The sequence below is a fragment of the Burkholderia sp. Se-20373 genome, assembly GCF_017104705.1.
GTDB lineage: Bacteria > Pseudomonadota > Gammaproteobacteria > Burkholderiales > Burkholderiaceae > Burkholderia.
Window position 1 is genome coordinate 23,032 of the sequence record NZ_JAAGPH010000036.1, and the last position, 21,429, is coordinate 44,460.

A 21,429-nucleotide genomic window follows, 5' to 3' on the forward strand; every position below is an offset into this window, starting at 1 on the left:
GACGGGCAAATGGATAAGCGCCGCTCACGGGGAGCGGCGCGGTCGTGCGCCGGCCGGCGACGCGGAGCAGCGCGCACACGCGGGCGGCACGTGGCCGCCCGCGTGTGCGGTGCCGTTCAGACGCTCGCCGTCTGGCGGATTTCCTGCAGCAGGTAGCCGAAGCCGCGCACCGTGACGATTTCGACACGGCACTGCTCGAGTTTCTTGCGCACGCGGTGGACGTAGACTTCGATCGCGGTGTCGCCGAGATCGCCGCCGAAGTGCGTGAGGTGATCCTGCAGCTGGGCCTTGCTGACGACGCGGCCGTGACGCAGCAGCAGCATCTCGAGCACCGCGAATTCACGCGGCGACAGTTCGAGCGGCTTGTCGTCGTTGAAGATGCGACGGTCGACGCCCGACAGGCGGACGCCACCGAGCGACACTTCCGGACGCGGCATGTCGCTGTGCGGGCCGCTGCGGCGCATCACCGCGCGGATGCGCGCTTCGAGCTCGGCCGGCTCGAACGGCTTGAGCATGTAGTCGTCGGCGCCGGAGTTCAGGCCCTGGATCCGGTCGTTCAGCTCGTCGCGTGCGGTCAGCACGATGACGGGCGTGTGGCGGTTGGTCTGGCGAAAGCGCGTGAGCAGCGTCATGCCGTCGATGCCCGGCAGGCCGAGGTCGAGGATCACGAGTTCGTGGCGGTTCTGTGCCAGCGCCTGTTCGGCAAAGATGCCGTCATGCACCATGTCGACGGTGAAGCCAGCCTGCTCGAGGCTGCTCTGGATACCGCGTGCGATGGGGCGGTCGTCTTCGATCAGAAGGAGTCGCATGAAGTTCGCTCAAGTACAATGGGTTGGCGGTTCAGGCACGCGGACAGCACGACGCCGTTTCCACAGGGGCGCCGCAACACCTGACATCAAGCATGGCGGCCAGCGAACGTTTAAATCCAAACATGTCCGATATTTCGATCAACGACCTAGAAGCCGCGATCAATTTCTGGCGCGCCCGCTCGCCGTCGAGCGGCGACGAACTCAAACTCTGCGAAGAGGCCAGCGCGCTTTCCAAGCCGTATGCGCTGCTGATTGTACAGCGCCAGAGCGCGCTACAACTGGAAGGATTGGACCCCAAGGCACGGAATGCGTATGAGACTTACGTGCGCCTTAAGGATGGCTTGGAAAGCTGAAGGCTTTCGCTGACTACATCCTAGAAAACGTTCATCGAAATGAAAAGTTGACGCGCCGCGCATCGAAAGACGCGCGGCGGTAGAGGAAGGCCTCAGGCGGCCGGTTGCGCGTGCGCGCCGGCACGGTCGATGAACAGCGCCAGTTCGATGTCGCGTTCGGTCAGGCCGTCGGCATCGTGGGTCGACAGCGTGATGTCGACGCGGTTGTACACGTTGAACCATTCCGGATGGTGGTTCATTTCCTGCGCCTTGATCGCGACGCGCGTCATGAAGCCGAACGCTTCGTTGAAATCGGCGAAGCGCAGGCTGCGCTGGATCGCATCGCGGCCCGGGACGGCCGTCCAGAGCGGCAGGCCTTCGAGCCGGGTCTTGCGTTCTTCTGATGTGAGCTTGTGGATCATCTTGCACCTCTCGGTCGGTAACGGCGCCCGCGCGCGGCTGCGCCGCGCGGCGCAGCCGGCATCGGTCATTGTTTCATAGTTGTGCGACGGGCATCCGGGGACGGCCATCGGGAGACCGCCAGCGGTGCGTCCCGGCGCACTCGAGCGTCACGCGTCCGCGTCGTCGGGCCAGCCTTCACCCGTGCCGCGATGCAGCACGCGATCGGTATCGAGCACCGCGCCGGCCGCGAACTCCGGCCGCGCCGCCAGCCGGTCGGCCAGCGCACGGCCGTCGACGTCGGCGAGCGCGAACAGCTGCGCGAAATCGTCGATCACGAAGTAGGTCGTCTGGAACGTGTCGATCCGGTACTTCGTGCGCATCACACGCTCGAGGTCGAAGCCGAGCCGGTTCGGCGCCGCGCTTTCGAGGCTGTACAGGCTTTCGCCCTTGCTCGACACGATCCCGGCGCCATAGATCGACAGCCCGTTCGTGCCGCGTGCATCGCGGATCAGCCCGAATTCCACCGTATACCAGTAGAGCCGCGCGAGGCGCGCCAGCGCCGCTTCATCGTCGGCGACCGCGAGCGCGGTGCGGCCGTACGCCTGCATGTAGTCGGCGAACACCGGGTCGATCAGCAGCGGCACGTGGCCGAACAGGTCGTGGAAGCAGTCGGGTTCCTGCAGGTAGTCGAGCTGGTCGGGGCGGCGCATCCACCAGGTGACGGGGAAGCGCCGGTTCGCGAGATGCTCGAAGAACACGCGATCGGGCACGAGGCCCGGCACCGCGACGATCTCCCAGCCCGTTGCCGGCTTCAACTGGCGGTTCACGTCGGCGAACGACGGCACGCGATCGGCCGGCAGGTCGATCTTCCCGAGCCCCGCGACGAACGCGTCGCAGGCGCGCCCGCGCAGCAGTGCCGACTGGCGTGCATAGAGCTGCTTCCACACCGCGTGGTCGACCTGGCCGTAACGCGCGAGCGGCTGGTCGATGGTGAAATCGGCGCGGGTTTCGAGGCCCGCATCGAACTGCTCCTGCAGTTTCGCGGTGACGACGGTGGACATGATCTGGCTCTGCACGTGGCGGTTGGGAACCATGCAAGTGTAGAGCGGGCTGCGCGCGGAATGGGCGCATAGTTGGCGTTGATTCAATCGATGATGCGATAATCACGCATCAAATAACGAATCAATGCGGAGAATGCTCATGCTGGAACTCGATCACTTCGATCTCGCACTGCTGGACGTGCTGCAGCGCTTCGGCCGCGCGACGCATCAGCAACTCGGCGAGGAGGTGCCGCTGTCGCCGTCGCAGATCGGCCGGCGCCTGCAGCGGCTCGAGGCGGCCGGCGTGATCGAAGGCTACCGCGTGATGTTGCGCCCCGAAAAACTCGGGCTCGGCGTCACCGCGTTCACGAGCCTCAAGCTCAAGCACCACGGCGACTCGATCATCGAGCAGTTCCAGCAGCAGATCGACGTGCTGCCCGAGGTACTCGAATGCCATGCGGTGGTGGGCGATGCCGACTATCTGCTGCGGATCGTCGCGCCCGACCTGAACGCGCTGTCGCAGTTCGTGATGAAGAAGCTGATGCGCGTGCCGGGTGTCGACAGCGTGCGCTCGAACATCGTGCTGACGACCTTCAAGCGCAACGGCGCGCTGCCGCTCGCGCACCTGGCGCCCGGCGCCGCCTGACGCGGCTACCGCGCGGCGGCAGGGTTGAGGGCGGCGCGGGTTGCGCCGCCTTGGGGCAGGGCCGGATCAGGCCGCTTCGTGCGGCGTGTCGGCGTTCAGCAGGTCGACGTACGCAACGGCGACGAGGTCGTCCTGCGACACGCCGAGCTTCGCGAATACGTCGTGCGCTTCGGCTTCGCCACCGGCTTCGTCGTCATCGGGGCCGAGCACGACTTCCAGTTCGATGAAATCGCCGAGGCCGTCGACGCGGTCGAGGTGGATGCGCGTGCGGCCCGCGAGGTACACGTGCCGCTCCTTCGTCACGATCCCCCGCGTGGTCAGCGCGGTGGCGAGCAGCGCGTGCATCGCGTCGGGGTTCGTCACCGGGCTGCGCGTGTAGTACGACGCCTTCGGGCCGTCGCGGTCGTCGCGCTGGTAGAAGATCAGCTCGGCCGGCGTGCCATCCTCGAAGCGGCGCAGCTTCAGCCGGCCGCGCGGCACGTCATAGAAGAAATCCTGCTGGCGATAGAACAGCGGCGCTTCGGTCGCGAGCCTCGCCGCCTGTTCGCGCAGCTGGTCGAATTCGCGGGCGCGGGCTTTGATCTCGATGTTGCGGGCCATGCGGGTCTCCTTCAATCGGGGTCTCGCGGTGTGCGAACGCACAATCTAGCAAAAAGCCCGCGAAGGTGGCGTGACGACCGGCGGGACGCGGCGACACGCCGCGGCCGGGAGGTTCGGCTCTCGTGATTTCCCCATTCCCGCACGCGTGAGGGCCCGCACGGTTGCCGGCCGGCGGCGTGTCAGGCGTTGGCGCCCGGTGCGCGGCCAGCCCCGGCGCTATCAGCAGCCCTCATATCGCCCACTGCGCTTCGATCAGCCGCAGCGCCGCAGCGATCGCCGGTTCGTCGCGCCGCTCGGCAAGCGTCACGAACGTCAGTTCGGTGGGCACCGTCACGGGCTCGACGATCGTCAGCGCATGCGCATGCGCTTCCGCCAGCGCGGTCGAGTCGCGCGCGAGCGTCAATCCGATCCCCGATTTGACGAGATCGAGCATCGACTGCTCCTGGTCGACCTCGGCCACCTTGAGCGGCTGCGCGCCGGCCTCCGCGAAGCGCCGCGACAGCAGCCGGTGGTGCGCGGACGCCGGCGGCGTCCAGATCCACGGCAGCGCGGCGAGCGCGCGCCAGTCGTGTGCGCGCTGCACGCGCTCCTTCCAGCCGGCCGGCGCGAGCACGCGGTACTGGAAATGCGTGAGCGTGACGGTGTGGAACAGCGCGCCGTCGAGCGGATCGTCCTCGCCCGGCCGGCCGATGTAGTAGCCGACGTCGAGCGCCTGCGTGCGCACCTGTTCGATCACCCAGCCCGACATCCCGTGCCGCAGCGCCGTCTCGATCTGCGGATGGGTTTCGACGAGCGCGCGCAGGAAGCCGCCGAGCCGCAGGAAGCCCGGGTCGAGGATCGTGCCGATCCGCAGCCGGCCGCGCACCTCGTGCCGTAGCGCAGCGGCGGCGCGCTGCACGTCGGCGGCCGCGGCGAGCGCGCGTTCCGCATGCGGCAGCAACGTCTGGCCGTCGCGCGTGAGCGCAAGGCCGCGCGACGTGCGCGTGAACAACGTGACGCCGAGCGTTTCCTGCAGATGCTTGATCTGCAGGCTGACCGCCGGCTGCGTCAGGTGCAGCTGCACGGCGGCGCGCGTCAGGTTGCCTTCGCGCGCGACCGTCGCGAACGCGCGGAGCAGGGTGAGATCCATCGTCGTGATATGAGCGCAGCTTATAACGCAGTTCAGCATAACTCATTGGATCGGCGGCCGGCGGCCGGAGTACGCTTCATCGGTCGTGGCGCGGGGCCGCAAGCGCGGCGCGCGACGCACTATGCTGAAAATGACGCGCGGCGTTGCGCCGCGTGACAGGAGACAAACCGTGACCACCCAACGCACGCTAGAAGGCGAATTCGATTACGTGATCGTCGGCGCGGGCACCGCGGGCTGCGTGCTCGCGAACCGCCTGACCGAGGATCCCGACATCCACGTGCTGCTGCTCGAAGCGGGCGGCAAGGACGACTATCACTGGATCCACATCCCGGTCGGCTATCTGTATTGCATCGGCAATCCGCGCACCGACTGGCTGTACAAGACGCAACCCGAAGCCGCGCTCAACGGGCGGTCGCTGTCGTATCCGCGTGGCCGGGTGCTCGGCGGCTGCTCGTCGATCAACGGGATGATCTACATGCGCGGCCAGCGCGAGGATTACGACAGCTGGGCGCAGGAAACCGGCGACGCCGGCTGGTCGTGGGACAGCGTGCTGCCGATCTTCAAGCGCAGCGAGGATCACCATGCGGGCGCGAGCGACGCGCACGGCGCGGGCGGCTACTGGCGTGTCGAGAAGCAGCGGCTGCGCTGGGAGATCCTCGAATCGTTCGCGCAGGCCGCGCAGCAGACAGGCATCCCGGCAACCGACGATTTCAACCGCGGCGACAATGCCGGGGTCGGCTATTTCGAGGTGAACCAGAAGCGCGGCGTGCGCTGGAATACGTCGAAGGCGTTCCTGCGGCCCGCGATGGCCCGCCCGAACCTGACCGTGATCACCGGCGCGCAGGCGCAGCGCGTGATCTTCGACGGGCGGCGCGCGGTCGGCGTCGAATACCACGGCGGCGGCACCGATTACGTCGCGCGGGCGCGTTCGGAGGTGCTGCTGACGTCCGGCGCGGTGAATTCGCCGCAGCTGCTCGAACTGTCGGGTGTCGGCGATGGCCGGCGGCTGCAGGCGCTTGGCATCGACGTCGTGCAGGATCTGCCGGGCGTCGGCGAAAACCTGCAGGATCACCTGCAATTGCGGATGGCGTTTCGCGTCGAAGGCGTGCGCACGCTCAACACGCTGTCCGCGCACTGGTGGGGCAAGCTGATGATCGGCGCCGAATATGCGTTGCTGCAGCGCGGGCCGATGTCGATGGCGCCGTCGCAGCTCGGCGCGTTCGCAAAATCCGATCCCGACGATCCCGCGCTCACGCGCCCCGATCTCGAATACCACGTGCAGCCGTTGTCGCTCGAGCGCTTCGGCGAGCCGCTGCACAGCTTCAACGCATTTACGGCGTCCGTGTGCCACCTGCGGCCGACGTCTCGCGGCAGCGTGCATATCGCGAGCGCCGACCCGGGCGCGGCACCCGCGATCGCGCCGAACTATCTGTCGACCGACCACGATCGCCACGTCGCCGCGAACGCGCTGCGGCTCACGCGCCGGATCGCGTCCGCGCCGGCGCTCGCGCGCTATCGGCCGGAGGAAATCCTGCCGGGCCTGCAGTATCGAAGCGAAGCCGAGCTGATCGAGGCGGCCGGCGCCGTCGGCACGACGATCTTCCATCCGGTCGGCACCTGCCGGATGGGGCGTGCCGACGATGAGCGCGCGGTGGTCGACAGCCGGTTGCGCGTACGCGGCATCGCCGGGCTGCGAATCGTCGATGCATCGGTGATGCCGTTCATTACGTCGGGCAACACCAATTCGCCGACGCTGATGATCGCCGAGCGCGCGAGCGACATGATTCGTGCCGATCGCCGTGCGGCGCGCGAAGCGACACAGGTGCGCACGGAGCAGGCGGTGACGGCCGCGTGACGGAACGCTGACACGCACGACAGCGGGCCGTCATGATGACGCCCGCTGATTCGATCTGCGAAACAAGCTGCTGTTGCAGCAGCGGTGCCGAGGGTGCCGATAGCAGCGAATCACGCCGGTTCATCCGGCAAGATCCATGCAAGCCGTGCCGTCGCACGGCTTTTTTGTTGCGTGCCTGCCGGGGCCGGGAGGAGGGCAACGGTCGATGATGCACGTGTCAAAAAAACGGCGTGTAAAACCGTGCACAGCCGCGTGCGACAGGGCGGTCAGCCCTATAAGTGCAAATCCCGATGATTGCACTGCACCAACGGCGAGACAATGTGGCGCAGTGTGCATACGCGTCGGCGCGGGAGACCACCCTCGAGGCGTAACACGGCGCCCGGGGCAGCCCGCTCATCCGCTGACCTGTTTCGCGGACGCTTCTCGCGAATCTTCCCGGTGCTTCGCCTGACTTCGTACGGAAGGGAACATGATTCTCGGCGACACGATTCTGGAAACACGCGGACTGACCAAGGAATTCAGGGGTTTCACGGCCGTCAACGGCGTGAACCTGCGTGTGCGTCGCGGTGCGATCCATGCGCTGATCGGACCGAACGGCGCGGGCAAGACCACCTGCTTCAACCTCCTCACCAAATTCCTGACGCCGACGGCCGGCCAGATCGTCTTCAACGGCATCGACATCACCGACGAGCGGCCCGCGCAGGTCGCGCGGCGCGGCATCATCCGCTCGTTCCAGATCTCGGCCGTCTTTCCGCACCTGACCGCGCTGCAGAACGTGCGCATCGGGCTGCAACGCGCGCTCGGCACCGAATTCCATTTCTGGCGCAGCGAACGCACGCTGAAACGGCTCGACGACCGCGCGATGGACCTGCTCACGCAGGTCGGCCTCACCGATTTCGCGCAGGTGCCGACCGTCGAGCTCGCGTACGGCCGCAAGCGCGCGCTGGAGATCGCGACCACGCTCGCGATGGAACCCGAACTGATGCTGCTCGACGAGCCCACGCAGGGGATGGGCCACGAGGACGTCGATCGCGTGACCGCGCTGATCAAGAAGGTCGCGAGCGGCCGCACGATTCTGATGGTCGAGCACAACATGAACGTGATCGCGGGCATCTCCGACACGATCACCGTCCTGCAACGCGGCGAGGTGCTGGCCGAAGGCTCGTATGCGGAGGTGTCGAAGAATCCGCTCGTCATCGAGGCCTACATGGGCAGTGCCGATGCGGCGCTCGCGGGGGCGCACGCATGAAGCACAGCGAACGGGAGGAACGCGAATTGAGCGGCGTCGAAAGCGGTACGCCCGCGCTGGAGATCACGGGCCTGGAGGCCTGGTACGGGGAATCCCACATATTGCACGGTGTCGACCTGACGGTGCACCGCGGTGAAGTCGTCACGCTGCTTGGCCGCAACGGCGCGGGCCGCACGACGACGCTGCGCGCGATCATGGGCCTCACGGGCCGCCGCAGCGGGTCGATCAAGGTCGCGGGCAACGAGACGATCGGCCTCCCGACGCACCGCATCGCGCATTACGGCATCGGCTACTGCCCGGAGGAGCGCGGGATCTTCTCGAGCCTGTCGTGCGAGGAGAACCTGATGCTGCCGCCGTTGATCGGGCCGCGCGAGCACGCGATGCCGATCGACGAGATCTATGCGATGTTCCCGAACCTCGCGTCGCGCCGGCAGAGCCAGGGCACGCGGCTGTCCGGCGGCGAGCAGCAGATGCTCGCGGTCGCGCGGATCCTGCGCACCGGCGCGAACCTGCTGCTGCTCGACGAGATTTCCGAAGGCCTCGCACCGGTGATCGTGCAGGCGCTCGCGCGGATGATCGTCGCGCTGAAGGCGCGCGGCTACACGATCGTGATGGTCGAACAGAATTTCCGCTTCGCCGCGCCGCTCGCCGACCGCTTCTACGTGATGGAGCACGGCAGCATCGTCGAGCATTTCCAGGCGGCCGAACTGGAAAGCAAGATGCCGACCCTGCACGACCTGCTCGGGGTGTGACGCCGCCCCGTTTCCCTTGCCGCTAGCCGTGGCGGCCCTCGAACAACCACAACGCATCAGAACAACAGGAGACGTCAATGAAAATGAAGACCCTCGCACAGGCCTGTCTCGCGCTCGCGACTGCCGCGTTCACCGCCGGCGCCGCACACGCGGCGGATACCGTGAAGATCGGCTTCATCACCGACATGTCGGGGCTTTACGCGGATATCGACGGGCAGGGTGGCCTCGAGGCGATCCGCATGGCAGTAGCCGACTTCGGCGGCAAGGTGCTCGGCAAGCCGATCGAGGTCGTTTATGCCGATCACCAGAACAAGGCCGACATCGCCGCGTCGAAGGCGCGCGAATGGATGGACCGCGGCGGCCTCGACCTGCTGGTCGGCGGCACGAACTCCGCCACCGCGCTGTCGATGAACCAGGTCGCGGCCGAGAAGAAGAAGGTCTACATCAACATCGGCGCGGGCGCCGACACGCTGACCAACGAGCAGTGCACGCCGTACACGGTTCACTACGCTTACGACACGATGGCGCTCGCGAAGGGCACCGGTTCGGCGGTGGTGAAGCAAGGCGGCAAGTCGTGGTTCTTCCTGACAGCCGACTATGCGTTCGGCAAGGCGCTCGAGAAGAATACGTCGGATGTCGTGAAGGCGAACGGCGGCCAGGTGCTAGGCGCGGTGCGCCACCCGCTGTCGGCATCGGATTTCTCGTCGTTCCTGCTGCAGGCGCAGGCGTCGAAAGCGCAGATCCTCGGCCTCGCGAACGCGGGCGGCGACACGATCAACTCGATCAAGGCCGCGAAGGAGTTCGGCATCACGAAGACGATGAAGCTCGCCGCGCTGCTGATGTTCATCGACGACGTGCACAGCCTCGGCCTCGAGACGACGCAGGGCCTGGTGCTGACCGACAGCTGGTACTGGAACCGCGATGCGGCGTCGCGCCAGTGGGCGCAGCGCTACTTCGGCAAGATGAAGAAGATGCCGTCGAGCCTGCAGGCGGCCGACTACTCGTCGGTGACGACCTACCTGAAGGCCGTCCAGGCCGCCGGCACGACCGACTCCGACAAGGTGATGGCCGAGCTGAAGAAGATCAAGATCAACGACTTCTATGCAAAGGGCTACATCCGCACGGACGGCAGCATGATCCACGACATGTACCTGATGGAAGTGAAGAAGCCGGCGGAATCGAAGGAGCCGTGGGATTACTACAAGGTGCTCGCGACGATTCCGGGCGAGCAGGCGTTCGGGACCAAGCAGGAAACGCGCTGCGCATTGTGGAAGTAAGCAGGGCGTAGCGGTGCGCGCGGGCGCGCCGCTCGGTGGCGGCTGCGGCGATGTGCCCGCTGCGCCGCCCGCGCACGCGCTGCATGAAGGTTGCGCGCGCAACGAAACTCATTCTGACGGCTAAGTCGATGGAAATCTTTGGCATTCCGTTGCCGGCGATGCTGAGCCAGTTGCTGCTCGGGCTCGTCAACGGCTCGTTCTACGCGATCCTGAGCCTCGGGCTCGCGGTGATCTTCGGGCTGCTCAACGTGATCAACTTCGCGCACGGCGCGCTGTTCATGCTGGGCGCGATGCTCGCGTGGATGGGCCTGTCGTATTTCGGGCTGCCGTACTGGGCGATGCTCGTGATCGCGCCGCTGGTCGTCGGCGCGTTCGGAATCCTGATCGAACGTTCGATGCTGCGCTGGCTGTACAAGCTCGATCACCTGTACGGGCTGCTGCTCACGTTCGGGCTCACGCTGGTCGTCGAAGGCGTGTTCCGGTCGATCTACGGCTCGTCCGGCCAGCCGTACGACGTGCCGTCGCAGCTGTCCGGCGCCACCAACCTCGGCTTCATGTTCCTGCCGAACTACCGCGCGTGGGTGGTCGTCGCGTCGCTCGCGGTGTGTCTCGCAACGTGGTTCGTGATCGAGAAGACGCGCCTTGGCGCGTACCTGCGGGCGGGCACCGAGAACCCGAAGCTCGTCGAGGCGTTCGGCGTGAACGTGCCGATGATGATCACGCTCACCTACGGCTTCGGCGTCGCGCTCGCCGCGTTCGCGGGCGTGCTGGCCGCGCCGGTGATCCAGGTGTCGCCGCTGATGGGCCAGCCGATGATCATCACCGTGTTCGCGGTGGTCGTGATCGGCGGGATGGGCTCGATCCTCGGCTCGATCGTCACGGGCCTGCTGCTCGGCGTGATCGAGGGCTTCACGCGCGTGTTCTACCCCGAAGCGTCGGCCACGGTCGTGTTCGTGATCATGGCGATCGTGCTGCTGTTCCGCCCGGCGGGCCTCTTCGGCAAGGAAAAATGATGCAGAGAAAAGTGCTCTACGGCGTGCTGCTTGCCGCACTGCTCGCCGCGCCGTTCATCGGCGCGTATCCGGTGTTCGTGATGAAGGTGCTCACGTTCGCGCTGTTCGCGGCCGCGTTCAACCTGCTGATCGGCTATACGGGGCTGCTGTCGTTCGGCCATGCGATGTTCCTCGCGACCGCCGGCTATGCGACCGGTTATTCGATGCAGACGCTCGGTTTCACGCCGGAGCTCGGCGTGCTGGTCGGCACCGTTGCCGCGACGCTGCTCGGGCTCGTCGTCGGGCTGTTCGCGATCCGGCGGCAGGGCATCTACTTCGCGATGATCACGCTCGCGTTCGCGCAGATGGTCTACTTCATCTACCTGCAGGCGCCGTTCACGCACGGGGAGGACGGGCTGCAGGGCGTGCCGCGCGGCCATCTGTTCGGGCTGCTCGACCTGTCGAACGACGTCGCGCTGTACTACGTCGTGCTGGCCGTGGTGGTCGCCGCGTGCGCGTTCATCGTGCGGGTCGTGCATTCACCGTTCGGCCAGGTGCTCGTCGCGATCAAGGAGAACGAAGCGCGCGCGATCTCGCTCGGTTACGACACCGACCGCTTCAAGCTGCTCGCGTTCATCCTGTCGGCGGGCATCGCGGGGCTGGCCGGCTCGCTGAAGGTGCTCGTGCTCGGCTTCGAGACGCTGTCGGACGCTTACTGGACGATGTCGGGCCTCGTCGTGCTGATGACGCTCGTCGGCGGGATGGGCACGCTGTTCGGGCCGCTGCTGGGCGCGGCGCTGATCGTCGCGCTGGAAGACCGGCTCGGCGACATCGGCGAATGGCTCGCGTCGACGACGGGCGTCGCGTGGTTCCATTCGCTCGGCGAATCGGCGACGATCGTCACCGGGCTGATCTTCATCGCATGCGTGCTCGCATTCCGGCGCGGCATCGTCGGTGAAATGGTCGCGCGGATCAAGCCGCTCAGGGCGTCCTGAATGCGTGCGGCGCACGTCACGGGGCGTTGATGCGAAGCACCATCCGGCATGCTCCGGAAGGGCGTCGCAACGGGCTCGAGCCGACGCCGCGCGGCAAGCTGGTGCCCCATTTTCGTGCGGCGATGCACCATAGGGGTAAATGCTAAGTTGCCGTGGTGCTTAAGCCTCTTTAAGATTCACTTTAGTTCTGATGCACCGCGAAACGAATTTGCAGGTGGAGAACGAGGAGACAATCGAGGCACAAAGTGCCCGAACCCCAAAGCGCTGTTGGACGGAATCCAACAGCGCTTTTTCATTTGCGTGCACGGATTTCCGCTGTTGGTGCATCGGCCTGCGCGGCGGCCGTATTCCGCGCTTGCGTTCGCACCGCGCTTCTTCCGCGCTTCGTCGCGTCCCTCCGTTTTCCCGATTTCCGCTTTCCCTCGAGTCGTTCGCAGACGATGCTCAGCCGTGCGCAGGCCGTTCGGGCTAACCCGGTTGGCGTGCGCAAAACGCGTCCGTTACACTCAGCTTTCGCCGACCGCGCGGTCGGGAAAATCGGTCGGCAGTTCTCCTACAAGCGGAATGCAGAAGAGGGAGTACGGTTGGATGAGCAGCGCAGGACGATGGATCGGGGCAGGAAGGGCGGCGGGTGCCGTTCGTTCGTCGTGGGGTTGGGCTGCTGTCGCCGCGGCCTTCCCGAGCCGTTCTGCGGCCTGTAGGCGCGCTCTGGCGTCATCGCCGGTCGTTGCGTGCGCATCCGTGTCGATATCGGCATCCGTATTCGCATGAGCAGCCGGCTTCCCGATCATGCGCCGCGCGCGGACCTGCCCGCATCAGGCCGGATCGACGTGCCTTTCCTTGATCGTTGTGCATACATCGATTGCGCACACGATTACGCCTTTCTCCGCTTTCTTCATCCAGACGACACCGCCGCTACGCATCGTGACGGTCGAACGACCGTTTCGACTGCCGGCCGGTGCGTCCGTGCGTGGTTCCGTCCGGGTGCCGTTGAAGATGGGGTGTTTCACGGGAAAACGAGCGTAGACGCGGTATGGCGAGATAGTTAATTTATTAACTTGTTTGGGGATCGGGAGCCGCCCGAGCGACCCGAGGCTTTTTCGAGCAGCGTTTGGAGACAACGTAAATGAAGATGAATCGATGGATGGAGGCCGTGCTCGCCGCGGGCCTCGTGTGCGCGGCGGCAACGGCGTCGGCGCAGGTGAAGATCGGCGTGACGCTGTCGGCCACCGGGCCGGCCGCATCGCTCGGGATTCCGGAAAAGAACACGATCGCGCTGCTGCCGAAGGAAATCGCCGGCAAGAGCGTGCAGTACATCGTGCTCGACGACGCATCCGACACGAGCCGAGCGGTGCAGAACGTGCGCAAGCTGATCGATGAAGATCACGTCGACGCGATCATCGGCTCGTCCGTCACGCCGAACTCGCTGGCAATGCTCGACCCCGTGTCGCAGGGCAAGACGCCGACGATCTCGCTCGCGGCGAGCGCCCAGATCATCTCGCCGATGGACGCGAAACGCGCATGGATGTTCAAGGTGCCGCAGAACGACCAGCTGATGGCCGACGCGATCGCCGGCTACATGGCGAAGCACGGCGTGAAGACGGTCGGCTTCATCGGTTTCGCCGATGCGTACGGCGACAGCTGGTACAAGACGTTCGATGCGGCGGCCGCGAAGAACGGGCTGAAGCTGGTGTCGAACGAGCGCTACAACCGCACCGACGCGTCGGTGATGGGGCAGGTGCTGAAGCTGATGGGTTCGAACCCGGATGCGGTGCTGATCGCCGGCTCCGGTACGCCGGCGGCGCTGCCGGCGAAGACGCTGAAGGAGCGCGGCTACAAGGGCAAGGTTTACCAGACGCACGGCGTCGCGAACAACGACTTCCTGCGCGTGTGCGGCAAGGATTGCGAAGGCGAGATCCTGCCCGCCGGCCCGGTGCTCGTGACCGACCAGCTACCCGATTCGAACCCGGTGAAGAAGCCGGCGCTCGGCTACAAGGCCGCGTACGAGAAGGCGTACGGCGCGGGCTCGCTGGCGACGTTCGGCGGCCATGCGTGGGATGCTGGGCTGCTGCTGCAGCGTGCGATTCCGGAAGCACTCAAGAAGGGCCAGCCGGGCACCGAGGCGTTTCGCGAGGCGCTGCGCGCGTCGATCGAGAACGTGAAGGATCTGCCCGTGTCGCACGGCGTGATCAACATGACGCCGACCGATCACAACGGCTTCGACACGCGTGCGCGCGTGATGGTGCAGATCGTCGACGGCAAGTGGAAGCTGCAGGCCGAGTAAGCATCACGTGAAACCGGCGTGCGCGGCGCGGATGGCGCCGTGCATGCCGTCGGCAGGGTGCCGGGGCCGACGGGCCGCGACCGTGCCCATGTCGTGTGGAACCTCAGGGGCTCGCTGCGTGGCGCGCGACGCGTCGATCTTGCGGCCCGTGCGCCCGGTCGTTCCTGTCTTTCGTTTCTCCGCAGCATTCTCGATACACGAAACGTATGGATCTCTCGATTGCAGCGATCCTCGCGCAAGACGGCATCACGACCGGCGCCATATATGCATTGCTGTCGCTGGCGCTCGTACTGGTGTTTTCCGTCACGCGGGTGATCTTCATTCCCCAGGGCGAATTCGTCGCCTACGGTGCGCTGACGCTTGCCGCGTTGCAGGCGCAGAAATTTCCCGCCACCTGCTGGCTGCTGTTCGTGATGGGCATCGCATGCTTCCTGCTCGAAGTCGGCGGTCTGATCCGGCATCGCGAACGGCGCCAGCAGCTCGGTCGCACGCTCGCGACACTCGGCAGCCGCTACATCTTGCTGCCGCTCGCCGTATTCGCTATCACGCGCAGCTTCGCCGTGCAGCCGCTGCCGATGCTCGCGCAGATCGCGCTGACGCTCGCGATCGTCGTGCCGATGGGGCCGTTCGTCTACCGGCTCGTCTACCAGCCGATCGCCGAAGGCACGACGCTGCTGCTGCTGATCGTATCGGTCGCCGTCCACTTCGCGATGGTCGGCCTGGGGCTCGTGATGTTCGGCGCGGAAGGCTCGCGCACCAACGGCTTCTCGGATGCGTCGCTGTCGATCGGCAGCATGACCGTGTCGGTGCAGAGCATCCTGGTCGTCGTGACGGCACTCGTGCTGATCGGCGCGCTCTACGTGTACTTCGGCCGCACGATCGCCGGCAAGGCGCTGCGCGCGACGTCGGTGAACCGGCTCGGCGCGCGGCTCGTCGGCATCGGCACGACCGAGGCCGGGCGGCTCGCGTTCACGTTCGCGGCGGGGCTCGGCGTGCTGTCCGGGATCCTCGTCGGCCCGCTGACGACGATCTACTACGACTCGGGCTTCCTGATCGGCCTGAAGGGTTTCGTCGGCGCGATCATCGGCGGGCTTGTCAGCTATCCGCTCGCGGCCGCCGGCTCGCTGCTCGTCGGCGTGCTCGAATCGTATTCGTCGTTCTGGGCGAGCGCGTACAAGGAGGTGATCGTGTTCACGCTGATCATTCCGGTGCTGCTGTGGCGGAGCTTCGCCACGCCGCACGCGGAAGAGGAAGAGGAGTGACACGATGAAGACGATGGTACGCAACAAGACCTTCTGGGTGTTTCTCGTGGTGCTGTTCGCGCTGCCGGTGCTGCCCGGCGCGCTGCAGGTGCCTGAATACTGGATCACGCTGCTGAACTACATCGGCCTCTACGCGATCGTCGCGATCGGGCTCGTGCTGCTCACGGGCGTCGGCGGAATGACGAGCTTCGGGCAGGCCGCGTTCGTCGGCATCGGCGCCTATGCGACCGCGCTCCTGACGACGCGCTACGGCGTGTCGCCGTGGCTCGCGCTGATCGTCGGCGTCGTGCTGACGGCGCTCGTCGCGCTCGTGCTCGGCGCGGTCACGATGCGACTGTCCGGCCACTTCCTGCCGCTCGGCACGATCGCGTGGGGCCTGGCGCTGTTCTACCTGTTCGGCAATCTCGAACTGCTCGGCAAGTACGACGGGATCAACGGGATTCCGGCGCTGAACCTGTTCGGCATCACGCTCGAAAGCGGCCGAAGCCTGTATTTCCTGATCTGGGCCGTCGTGCTGGCCGCGATCGTGTCGGTGCAGAACCTGCTGAACAGTCGCCCGGGCCGCGCGATCCGTGCGCTGCGCGGCGGCGGCGTGATGGCCGAGGCGATGGGCGTGAACACCGCGTGGATGCGCGTCGTGATCTTCGTCTATGCGGCCGTGCTCGCGGCCATCTCGGGCTTCCTGTACGCACACCTGCAGCGTGCGGTGAACCCGACACCGTTCGGGCTGAACCACGGGATCGAGTTCCTGTTCATGGCCGTGGTCGGCGGCGTGTCGCACGTGTGGGGCGCCGTGCTCGGCGCGGCGATCCTGACGGTGCTGCAGGACTACCTGCAGACGTTGCTGCCGAAGCTGCTCGGTTCGGAAGGCAACTTCGAGATCATCGTGTTCGGCGTGCTGATGGTGCTGCTGCTGCAGTACGCACGCCAGGGCGTGTGGCCGTTCGTCGCCAGGCTGTTCCCGCGTGGGCCGCGCGCGCATGTGCCCGAGCACGCCGACCCGTTGCCGCAACGCGCGAAGCCCGTGGCCGGCGAGCCGCTGCTCGTCGTCGACAGCGCGCGCAAGCAGTTCGGCGGGCTCGTGGCCGTCAACGACGTCAGCTTCGACGTGAAAGCGGGGCAGATCATCGGGCTGATCGGCCCGAACGGCGCCGGCAAGTCGACCACGTTCAACCTCGTGACGGGCGTGCTGAAGCCGACGGGCGGCACGATCACGTTCCGAGGCGAACGCATCGACGGACTCACATCGCGCCAGATCGTCCGCCGTGGCATCGGCCGGACGTTCCAGCACGTGAAGCTGTTGCCGGCGATGACGGTACTCGAGAACGTCGCGATCGGTGCGCACCTGCGTGGCCATACGGGCGTGTGGCGTAGCGTCGTGCGGCTCAATGCCCACGAGGAAGCGCAGTTGCTGGCCGAGGCTGCACAGCAGATCCGCCGCGTCGGACTCGAAAAACACATGTACGACGAAGCGGGCAGCCTCGCGCTGGGCCAGCAGCGGATTCTCGAAATCGCACGGGCGCTGTGTTGCGATCCGACGCTGCTGCTGCTCGACGAGCCGGCTGCCGGGCTGCGTTACCAGGAGAAGCAGCAACTCGCCGACCTGCTGCGGCGGCTGAAGGCGGAAGGCATGAGCGTGTTGCTCGTGGAACACGACATGGATTTCGTGATGAATCTCACCGACCGGCTGGTGGTGATGGAGTTCGGCACACGGATCGCGGAAGGGCTGCCGCAGGACGTGCAGCAGGATCCGGCGGTGCTCGAAGCGTATCTGGGCGGGGTGGAGTGATGACGGACACGACGATGCCGATTCTCGACGTGCGCGGGCTGGCGGTCCGGTACGGGAAAGTGGAGGCGCTGCACGGCGCGGCGATCAAGGTCGGTGCGGGGCAGATTGTCAGCGTGATCGGGCCGAACGGCGCCGGCAAGTCGACGCTGCTGAACGCGATCATGGGCGCGCTGCCGGTGACTGGGCATGCGTCGGGCGCGATCGTGTATCGCGGTCACGATGTCGGTGCATTGCCGGTCGAGCAGCGCGTCGCACGCGGTATGTGCCTCGTGCCGGAAAAGCGTGAGCTGTTCAGCACGATGACGGTCGAAGATAACCTCGTGCTGGGCGCGTATCGGCGCAAGCTGGCAGGTGAAGCTAACTTCCTCGATCAGCTCGATCACGTGTTCGCGCTGTTTCCTCGTCTGAAGGAGCGGCGCAAGCAGGCGGCCGGGACGCTGTCCGGCGGCGAGCGGCAGATGCTCGCGGTTGGCCGCGCGCTGATGGGCAAGCCCGACCTGCTGATGCTTGATGAGCCGAGCCTGGGGCTGGCGCCGCTGATCGTGAAGGAGATCTTTCATATCATCAGCGCGTTGCGCGGTACGGGCGTGGCGACGCTGCTGATCGAGCAGAATGCGCGGGCGGCGCTGCAGATCTCCGACTACGGCTACGTGCTGGAGACGGGCGAGTTTGCGCTGGAAGGGCCGGCGGCGGAACTCGCGCAGAATCCACGCGTGATCGAGACCTACCTCGGGTTGGCGAAGAAAACGGCTTGATCGGAGGCTCGGTGGGTGGGAAACGGGCGGCGTGTTTCACGTGAAACACGCCGCTTTTGTTTTTTGGGTCGAGATCCGACTCCAATGCATCGGCGGTTAACAACCAGAGGATAAGTCTTGGAGGAACGATCAAAAGCGCTGTGCAGTGGCGGCAGGTGGAGGTATCCACAATGCAGATGGCGATCCGGTTTGTCGATCGGAACTGGGTGCCACTCGTTCCACAGAATGATGATGTGCCGGGTCACTGGGGATAAGTGTCGAGCGAACCGACGGAAATTCTGTGAGGAAGGGGCCGAGGGTATTTCGCCTGGGCGTTGGGCGGGACGCGGGCCTCGAACGGGTTATAGGTTCCACGTGAAATTTCCGACAAATGGGCCTCTGCACAGGCGCAGCGATGTACGGCGGGTGGCCCGATAGCTTCGCCGGCGTGGGCGCTGAACCACAGATTCACCGGCTCATCGCCGAAAAATCGACGAAATGCACATACCCTACCATTCGGACGGCGTTCGGGTGAAAAGCGAACCCGCTATAATTCGCCCCATACATTTCTCAGATAGGTTCGTGCGCAGCCCTGCGTACGGAATCCACCATGCTTTTTCCCACAGAATTTGACGTCATCGTCGTCGGTGGCGGTCATGCCGGCACCGAAGCTGCGCTGGCGTCCGCCCGCATGGGCGCAAAGACACTGCTGCTGACCCACAACATCGAAACGCTTGGGCAGATGAGCTGCAATCCGTCGATCGGCGGCATTGGCAAGGGCCATTTGGTCAAGGAAGTCGATGCGCTGGGCGGCGCAATGGCAGCCGCGACGGACGAGAGCGGTATTCAGTTCCGGATCCTCAATTCGTCGAAAGGTCCGGCGGTGCGCGCGACGCGTGCGCAGGCCGACCGTATCTTGTACAAGGCCGCGATCCGTCACCGGCTCGAGAACCAGCCGAACCTCTGGCTGTTCCAGCAGGCCGTCGACGACCTGATGGTCGAAGGCGACCGTGTGGTGGGCGCCGTCACGCAGATCGGCATTCGCTTCCGCGCTCGCGCGGTCGTGCTGACCGCCGGTACGTTCCTCGACGGCAAGATCCACGTCGGCCTGAACAACTACACGGGCGGCCGCGCGGGCGATCCGGCGGCTGTGTCGCTGTCGTCGCGCCTGAAGGAGCTGAAGCTGCCGCAGGGCCGCCTGAAAACCGGTACGCCGCCGCGTATCGATGGCCGCTCGATCGATTTCTCGCAGCTGACCGAACAGCCGGGCGATCTCGATCCGATTCCCGTCTTCTCGTTCCTGGGCCGCGCGGAGCAGCATCCGCAGCAGCTGCCGTGCTGGGTCACGCACACGAACGAGCGCACGCACGACATCATTCGCGGTGGTCTCGACCGTTCCCCTATGTATACAGGCGTGATCGAAGGCGTCGGGCCGCGCTATTGCCCGTCGATCGAGGACAAGATTCACCGGTTCGCGTCGAAGGAATCGCACCAGATCTTCCTGGAGCCGGAAGGGTTGACGACCAATGAGTTCTACCCGAACGGGATCTCGACGAGCCTGCCGTTCGATGTTCAGCTCGAGCTCGTGCATTCGATGCGCGGCCTCGAGAACGCACATATCCTGCGCCCTGGCTATGCGATCGAGTACGACTACTTCGATCCGCGTGCGCTGAAGGCGTCGCTCGAGACGAAGGCGATCAACGGGCTGTTCTTTGCGGGCCAGATCAATGGCACGACCGGCTATGAAGAAGCGGCCGCGCAGGGTCTGCTGGCTGGCCTGAATGCGGGCCGCTACGTGCAGGAGAAGGATGCATGGTGCCCGCGCCGTGACCAGGCCTACCTTGGTGTGCTGGTCGACGATCTCGTGACGCGCGGCGTGGCCGAGCCGTACCGGATGTTCACGAGCCGCGCCGAGTATCGCCTGAGCCTGCGTGAAGACAATGCCGACATGCGCCTGACCGAGATGGGCCGCGAACTGGGCCTCGTCGACGACGCGCGCTGGGACGCATTCAGCCGGAAGCGCGACGCTGTTTCACGTGAAACCGAACGCCTGAAGTCGACGTGGGTTACGCCCAAGACGTTGCCGCCGGAAGAGGCGACCGCGCTCCTCGGCAAGGCGATCGACCATGAATACAGCCTCGCCGAGCTGCTGCGCCGCCCGGGTATCAACTACGACGGTGTGTGTGGACTGAAGGGCGGCGAATGCGGCCCTGCAGAGCCGCTGGCCGACGATCCGGTGATGCTCGAGCAGATCAAGGAGCAGGTCGAGATCGGCATCAAGTATCAGGGCTATATCGAGCGTCAGGCCTCCGAGATCGAACGCAACGACGCGAACGAGAACACGCGCTTGCCGGACGGTATCGATTACCGCGAAGTCCGCGGCCTGTCGTTCGAGGTGAGCCAGAAGCTCAACGAGTTCCGGCCGGAAACGATCGGGCAGGCATCGCGCATCTCGGGCGTCACGCCGGCAGCGATCTCGCTGCTGATGGTGCACCTGAAGCGCCGCGGCCTGGGTCGCCGTAATGGCACTGCCGCAGAGGCAACGGAGCAGGGGGACGGCGCCGTCCCGACGCAACAATGACGGCGCGTCGCGCGCCGGCGGTTAATCGGGACGTACTGGAACAGATGCTCGTCGAAGGCACGACGGCGCTCGACCTCACCCTGACGGATGCACAACGCAACCAGCTGCTCGACTACGTCGCGCTGCTCGGCAAGTGGAACGCGGTCTACAACCTGACCGCGATCCGCGACCCGAAGCAGATGCTGATCCAGCACATTCTCGATTCCCTTTCCATCGTCCCGCATCTGCGCGGCCGTGCATCGGCCCGCGTGCTCGACGTAGGCTCGGGCGGCGGGTTGCCGGGTATCGTGCTGGCGATCGTCGAGCCGGACTGGCAGGTCACGCTGAACGATATCGTGCAGAAGAAGTCTGCATTCCAGACGCAGATGCGCGCGGAGTTGAAGCTCGCGAACCTGTCGGTGGTCACCGGCCGGGTCGAATCGCTGCAGCCGGGTGTCGAAGTGCCGGAAAAATTCGACATGATCGTATCCCGCGCTTTCGCGGATCTATCCGACTTCGTTAAACTTGCTCGACATCTGGTCGCGCCGAGCGGATCGATCTGGGCGATGAAGGGCGTCCATCCGGACGACGAGATTGCGCGATTGCCGGAAGGTAGCCGTGTGAAGCAGACGATGCGGCTGGCGGTGCCGATGCTCGATGCCGAACGGCATCTGATCGAAGTGGCCGTCGACGAAGCGAATTGAAGGGCAGGCGCGCAGTAG

General features: G+C 65.7%; 20 protein-coding genes. 14 read left to right on the plus strand and 6 right to left on the minus strand.

Annotated elements, in window-relative coordinates:
• Positions 1-116: 116 nt before the first annotated feature.
• On the minus strand, positions 117-809 hold the full coding sequence (locus G3N96_RS14715; RefSeq protein ID WP_006401494.1) for a response regulator transcription factor: 693 nt from the start codon (positions 807-809) through the stop codon (positions 117-119).
• A 122-nt stretch (positions 810-931) separates the two neighbouring features.
• Here G3N96_RS14715 and G3N96_RS14720 point away from each other — a divergent pair, with 122 nt between their 5' ends.
• Positions 932-1,162, plus strand: a complete 231-nt coding sequence (locus tag G3N96_RS14720) for a DUF3717 domain-containing protein (protein ID WP_089438903.1) — start codon at positions 932-934, stop codon at positions 1,160-1,162.
• A 92-nt stretch (positions 1,163-1,254) separates the two neighbouring features.
• Here the strand turns inward: G3N96_RS14720 and G3N96_RS14725 are convergent, their stop codons facing one another.
• Together G3N96_RS14725 and phhA are read right to left on the minus strand one after the other, a co-directional pair.
• Positions 1,255-1,563 (minus strand): 4a-hydroxytetrahydrobiopterin dehydratase, encoded by a 309-nt coding sequence (locus G3N96_RS14725; RefSeq protein WP_011350499.1) that lies wholly within the window; start codon positions 1,561-1,563, stop codon positions 1,255-1,257.
• A 147-nt stretch (positions 1,564-1,710) separates the two neighbouring features.
• Positions 1,711-2,604 carry a phenylalanine 4-monooxygenase gene (gene phhA, locus G3N96_RS14730; protein ID WP_241022644.1) on the minus strand — a complete coding sequence of 298 codons (894 nt, stop codon included), beginning with the start codon at positions 2,602-2,604 and terminating at the stop codon, positions 1,711-1,713.
• A 139-nt stretch (positions 2,605-2,743) separates the two neighbouring features.
• Between phhA and G3N96_RS14735 the strand changes: the two genes are divergently transcribed.
• Positions 2,744-3,229 carry an Lrp/AsnC family transcriptional regulator gene (locus G3N96_RS14735; RefSeq protein WP_006408082.1) on the plus strand — a complete coding sequence of 162 codons (486 nt, stop codon included), beginning with the start codon at positions 2,744-2,746 and terminating at the stop codon, positions 3,227-3,229.
• 66 nt (positions 3,230-3,295) lie between these two features.
• Here G3N96_RS14735 and G3N96_RS14740 read toward each other — a convergent pair whose 3' ends face one another.
• Positions 3,296-3,829 (minus strand): class IV adenylate cyclase, encoded by a 534-nt coding sequence (locus tag G3N96_RS14740; RefSeq protein ID WP_069246759.1) that lies wholly within the window; start codon positions 3,827-3,829, stop codon positions 3,296-3,298.
• Between the two features lie 229 nt (positions 3,830-4,058).
• On the minus strand, positions 4,059-4,958 hold the full coding sequence (locus G3N96_RS14745) for a LysR family transcriptional regulator (RefSeq protein WP_124582186.1): 900 nt from the start codon (positions 4,956-4,958) through the stop codon (positions 4,059-4,061).
• A 169-nt stretch (positions 4,959-5,127) separates the two neighbouring features.
• Here G3N96_RS14745 and G3N96_RS14750 point away from each other — a divergent pair, with 169 nt between their 5' ends.
• The 6 genes from G3N96_RS14750 to G3N96_RS14775 all read left to right on the plus strand — a co-directional run bounded on the left by G3N96_RS14750 (position 5,128) and on the right by G3N96_RS14775 (position 12,078).
• Complete coding sequence (locus tag G3N96_RS14750) at positions 5,128-6,813, plus strand: choline dehydrogenase (protein WP_206137640.1); 1,686 nt, start codon at positions 5,128-5,130, stop codon at positions 6,811-6,813.
• A 469-nt stretch (positions 6,814-7,282) separates the two neighbouring features.
• Positions 7,283-8,062: an ABC transporter ATP-binding protein gene (locus G3N96_RS14755; protein ID WP_021160426.1), complete on the plus strand. Its 780-nt coding sequence runs from the start codon at positions 7,283-7,285 to the stop codon at positions 8,060-8,062.
• A complete protein-coding gene (locus G3N96_RS14760) occupies positions 8,059-8,814 on the plus strand; it encodes an ABC transporter ATP-binding protein (protein WP_089493805.1) in 756 nt (251 codons plus the stop codon). Before G3N96_RS14755 ends, G3N96_RS14760 begins: the two co-directional genes overlap by 4 nt.
• 77 nt (positions 8,815-8,891) lie before the next feature.
• Complete coding sequence (locus tag G3N96_RS14765) at positions 8,892-10,091, plus strand: ABC transporter substrate-binding protein (RefSeq protein WP_089493806.1); 1,200 nt, start codon at positions 8,892-8,894, stop codon at positions 10,089-10,091.
• Between the two features lie 128 nt (positions 10,092-10,219).
• Entirely contained in the window at positions 10,220-11,104 is an 885-nt protein-coding gene (locus G3N96_RS14770; RefSeq protein WP_011350508.1) for a branched-chain amino acid ABC transporter permease, read from the plus strand.
• Entirely contained in the window at positions 11,104-12,078 is a 975-nt protein-coding gene (locus G3N96_RS14775; protein WP_039351467.1) for a branched-chain amino acid ABC transporter permease, read from the plus strand. Before G3N96_RS14770 ends, G3N96_RS14775 begins: the two co-directional genes overlap by 1 nt.
• A gap of 506 nt (positions 12,079-12,584) precedes the next feature.
• On the opposite strand, the gene G3N96_RS14780 is transcribed toward G3N96_RS14775, so the two are convergent.
• Positions 12,585-12,869, minus strand: a complete 285-nt coding sequence (locus G3N96_RS14780) for a hypothetical protein (protein ID WP_124582190.1) — start codon at positions 12,867-12,869, stop codon at positions 12,585-12,587.
• A gap of 335 nt (positions 12,870-13,204) precedes the next feature.
• On the opposite strand from G3N96_RS14780, the gene G3N96_RS14785 reads away from it, so the two are divergent.
• The 6 genes from G3N96_RS14785 to rsmG all read left to right on the plus strand — a co-directional run bounded on the left by G3N96_RS14785 (position 13,205) and on the right by rsmG (position 21,411).
• Entirely contained in the window at positions 13,205-14,362 is a 1,158-nt protein-coding gene (locus G3N96_RS14785; protein ID WP_089493810.1) for an ABC transporter substrate-binding protein, read from the plus strand.
• A gap of 206 nt (positions 14,363-14,568) precedes the next feature.
• Positions 14,569-15,624, plus strand: coding sequence for a branched-chain amino acid ABC transporter permease (locus G3N96_RS14790; protein WP_206137641.1), 1,056 nt, complete (start codon positions 14,569-14,571; stop codon positions 15,622-15,624).
• 4 nt (positions 15,625-15,628) lie between these two features.
• A complete protein-coding gene (locus G3N96_RS14795) occupies positions 15,629-17,413 on the plus strand; it encodes a branched-chain amino acid ABC transporter ATP-binding protein/permease (RefSeq protein ID WP_206137642.1) in 1,785 nt (594 codons plus the stop codon).
• Positions 17,413-18,168, plus strand: coding sequence for an ABC transporter ATP-binding protein (locus G3N96_RS14800; protein ID WP_206137643.1), 756 nt, complete (start codon positions 17,413-17,415; stop codon positions 18,166-18,168). The genes G3N96_RS14795 and G3N96_RS14800 overlap by 1 nt, the downstream gene beginning before the upstream one ends.
• Positions 18,169-18,757: 589 nt before the next feature.
• Entirely contained in the window at positions 18,758-20,728 is a 1,971-nt protein-coding gene (gene mnmG, locus G3N96_RS14805; RefSeq protein ID WP_206137644.1) for a tRNA uridine-5-carboxymethylaminomethyl(34) synthesis enzyme MnmG, read from the plus strand.
• Complete coding sequence (gene rsmG, locus G3N96_RS14810) at positions 20,725-21,411, plus strand: 16S rRNA (guanine(527)-N(7))-methyltransferase RsmG (RefSeq protein WP_206137645.1); 687 nt, start codon at positions 20,725-20,727, stop codon at positions 21,409-21,411. The genes mnmG and rsmG overlap by 4 nt, the downstream gene beginning before the upstream one ends.
• The last annotated feature ends 18 nt before the right edge of the window (positions 21,412-21,429 follow it).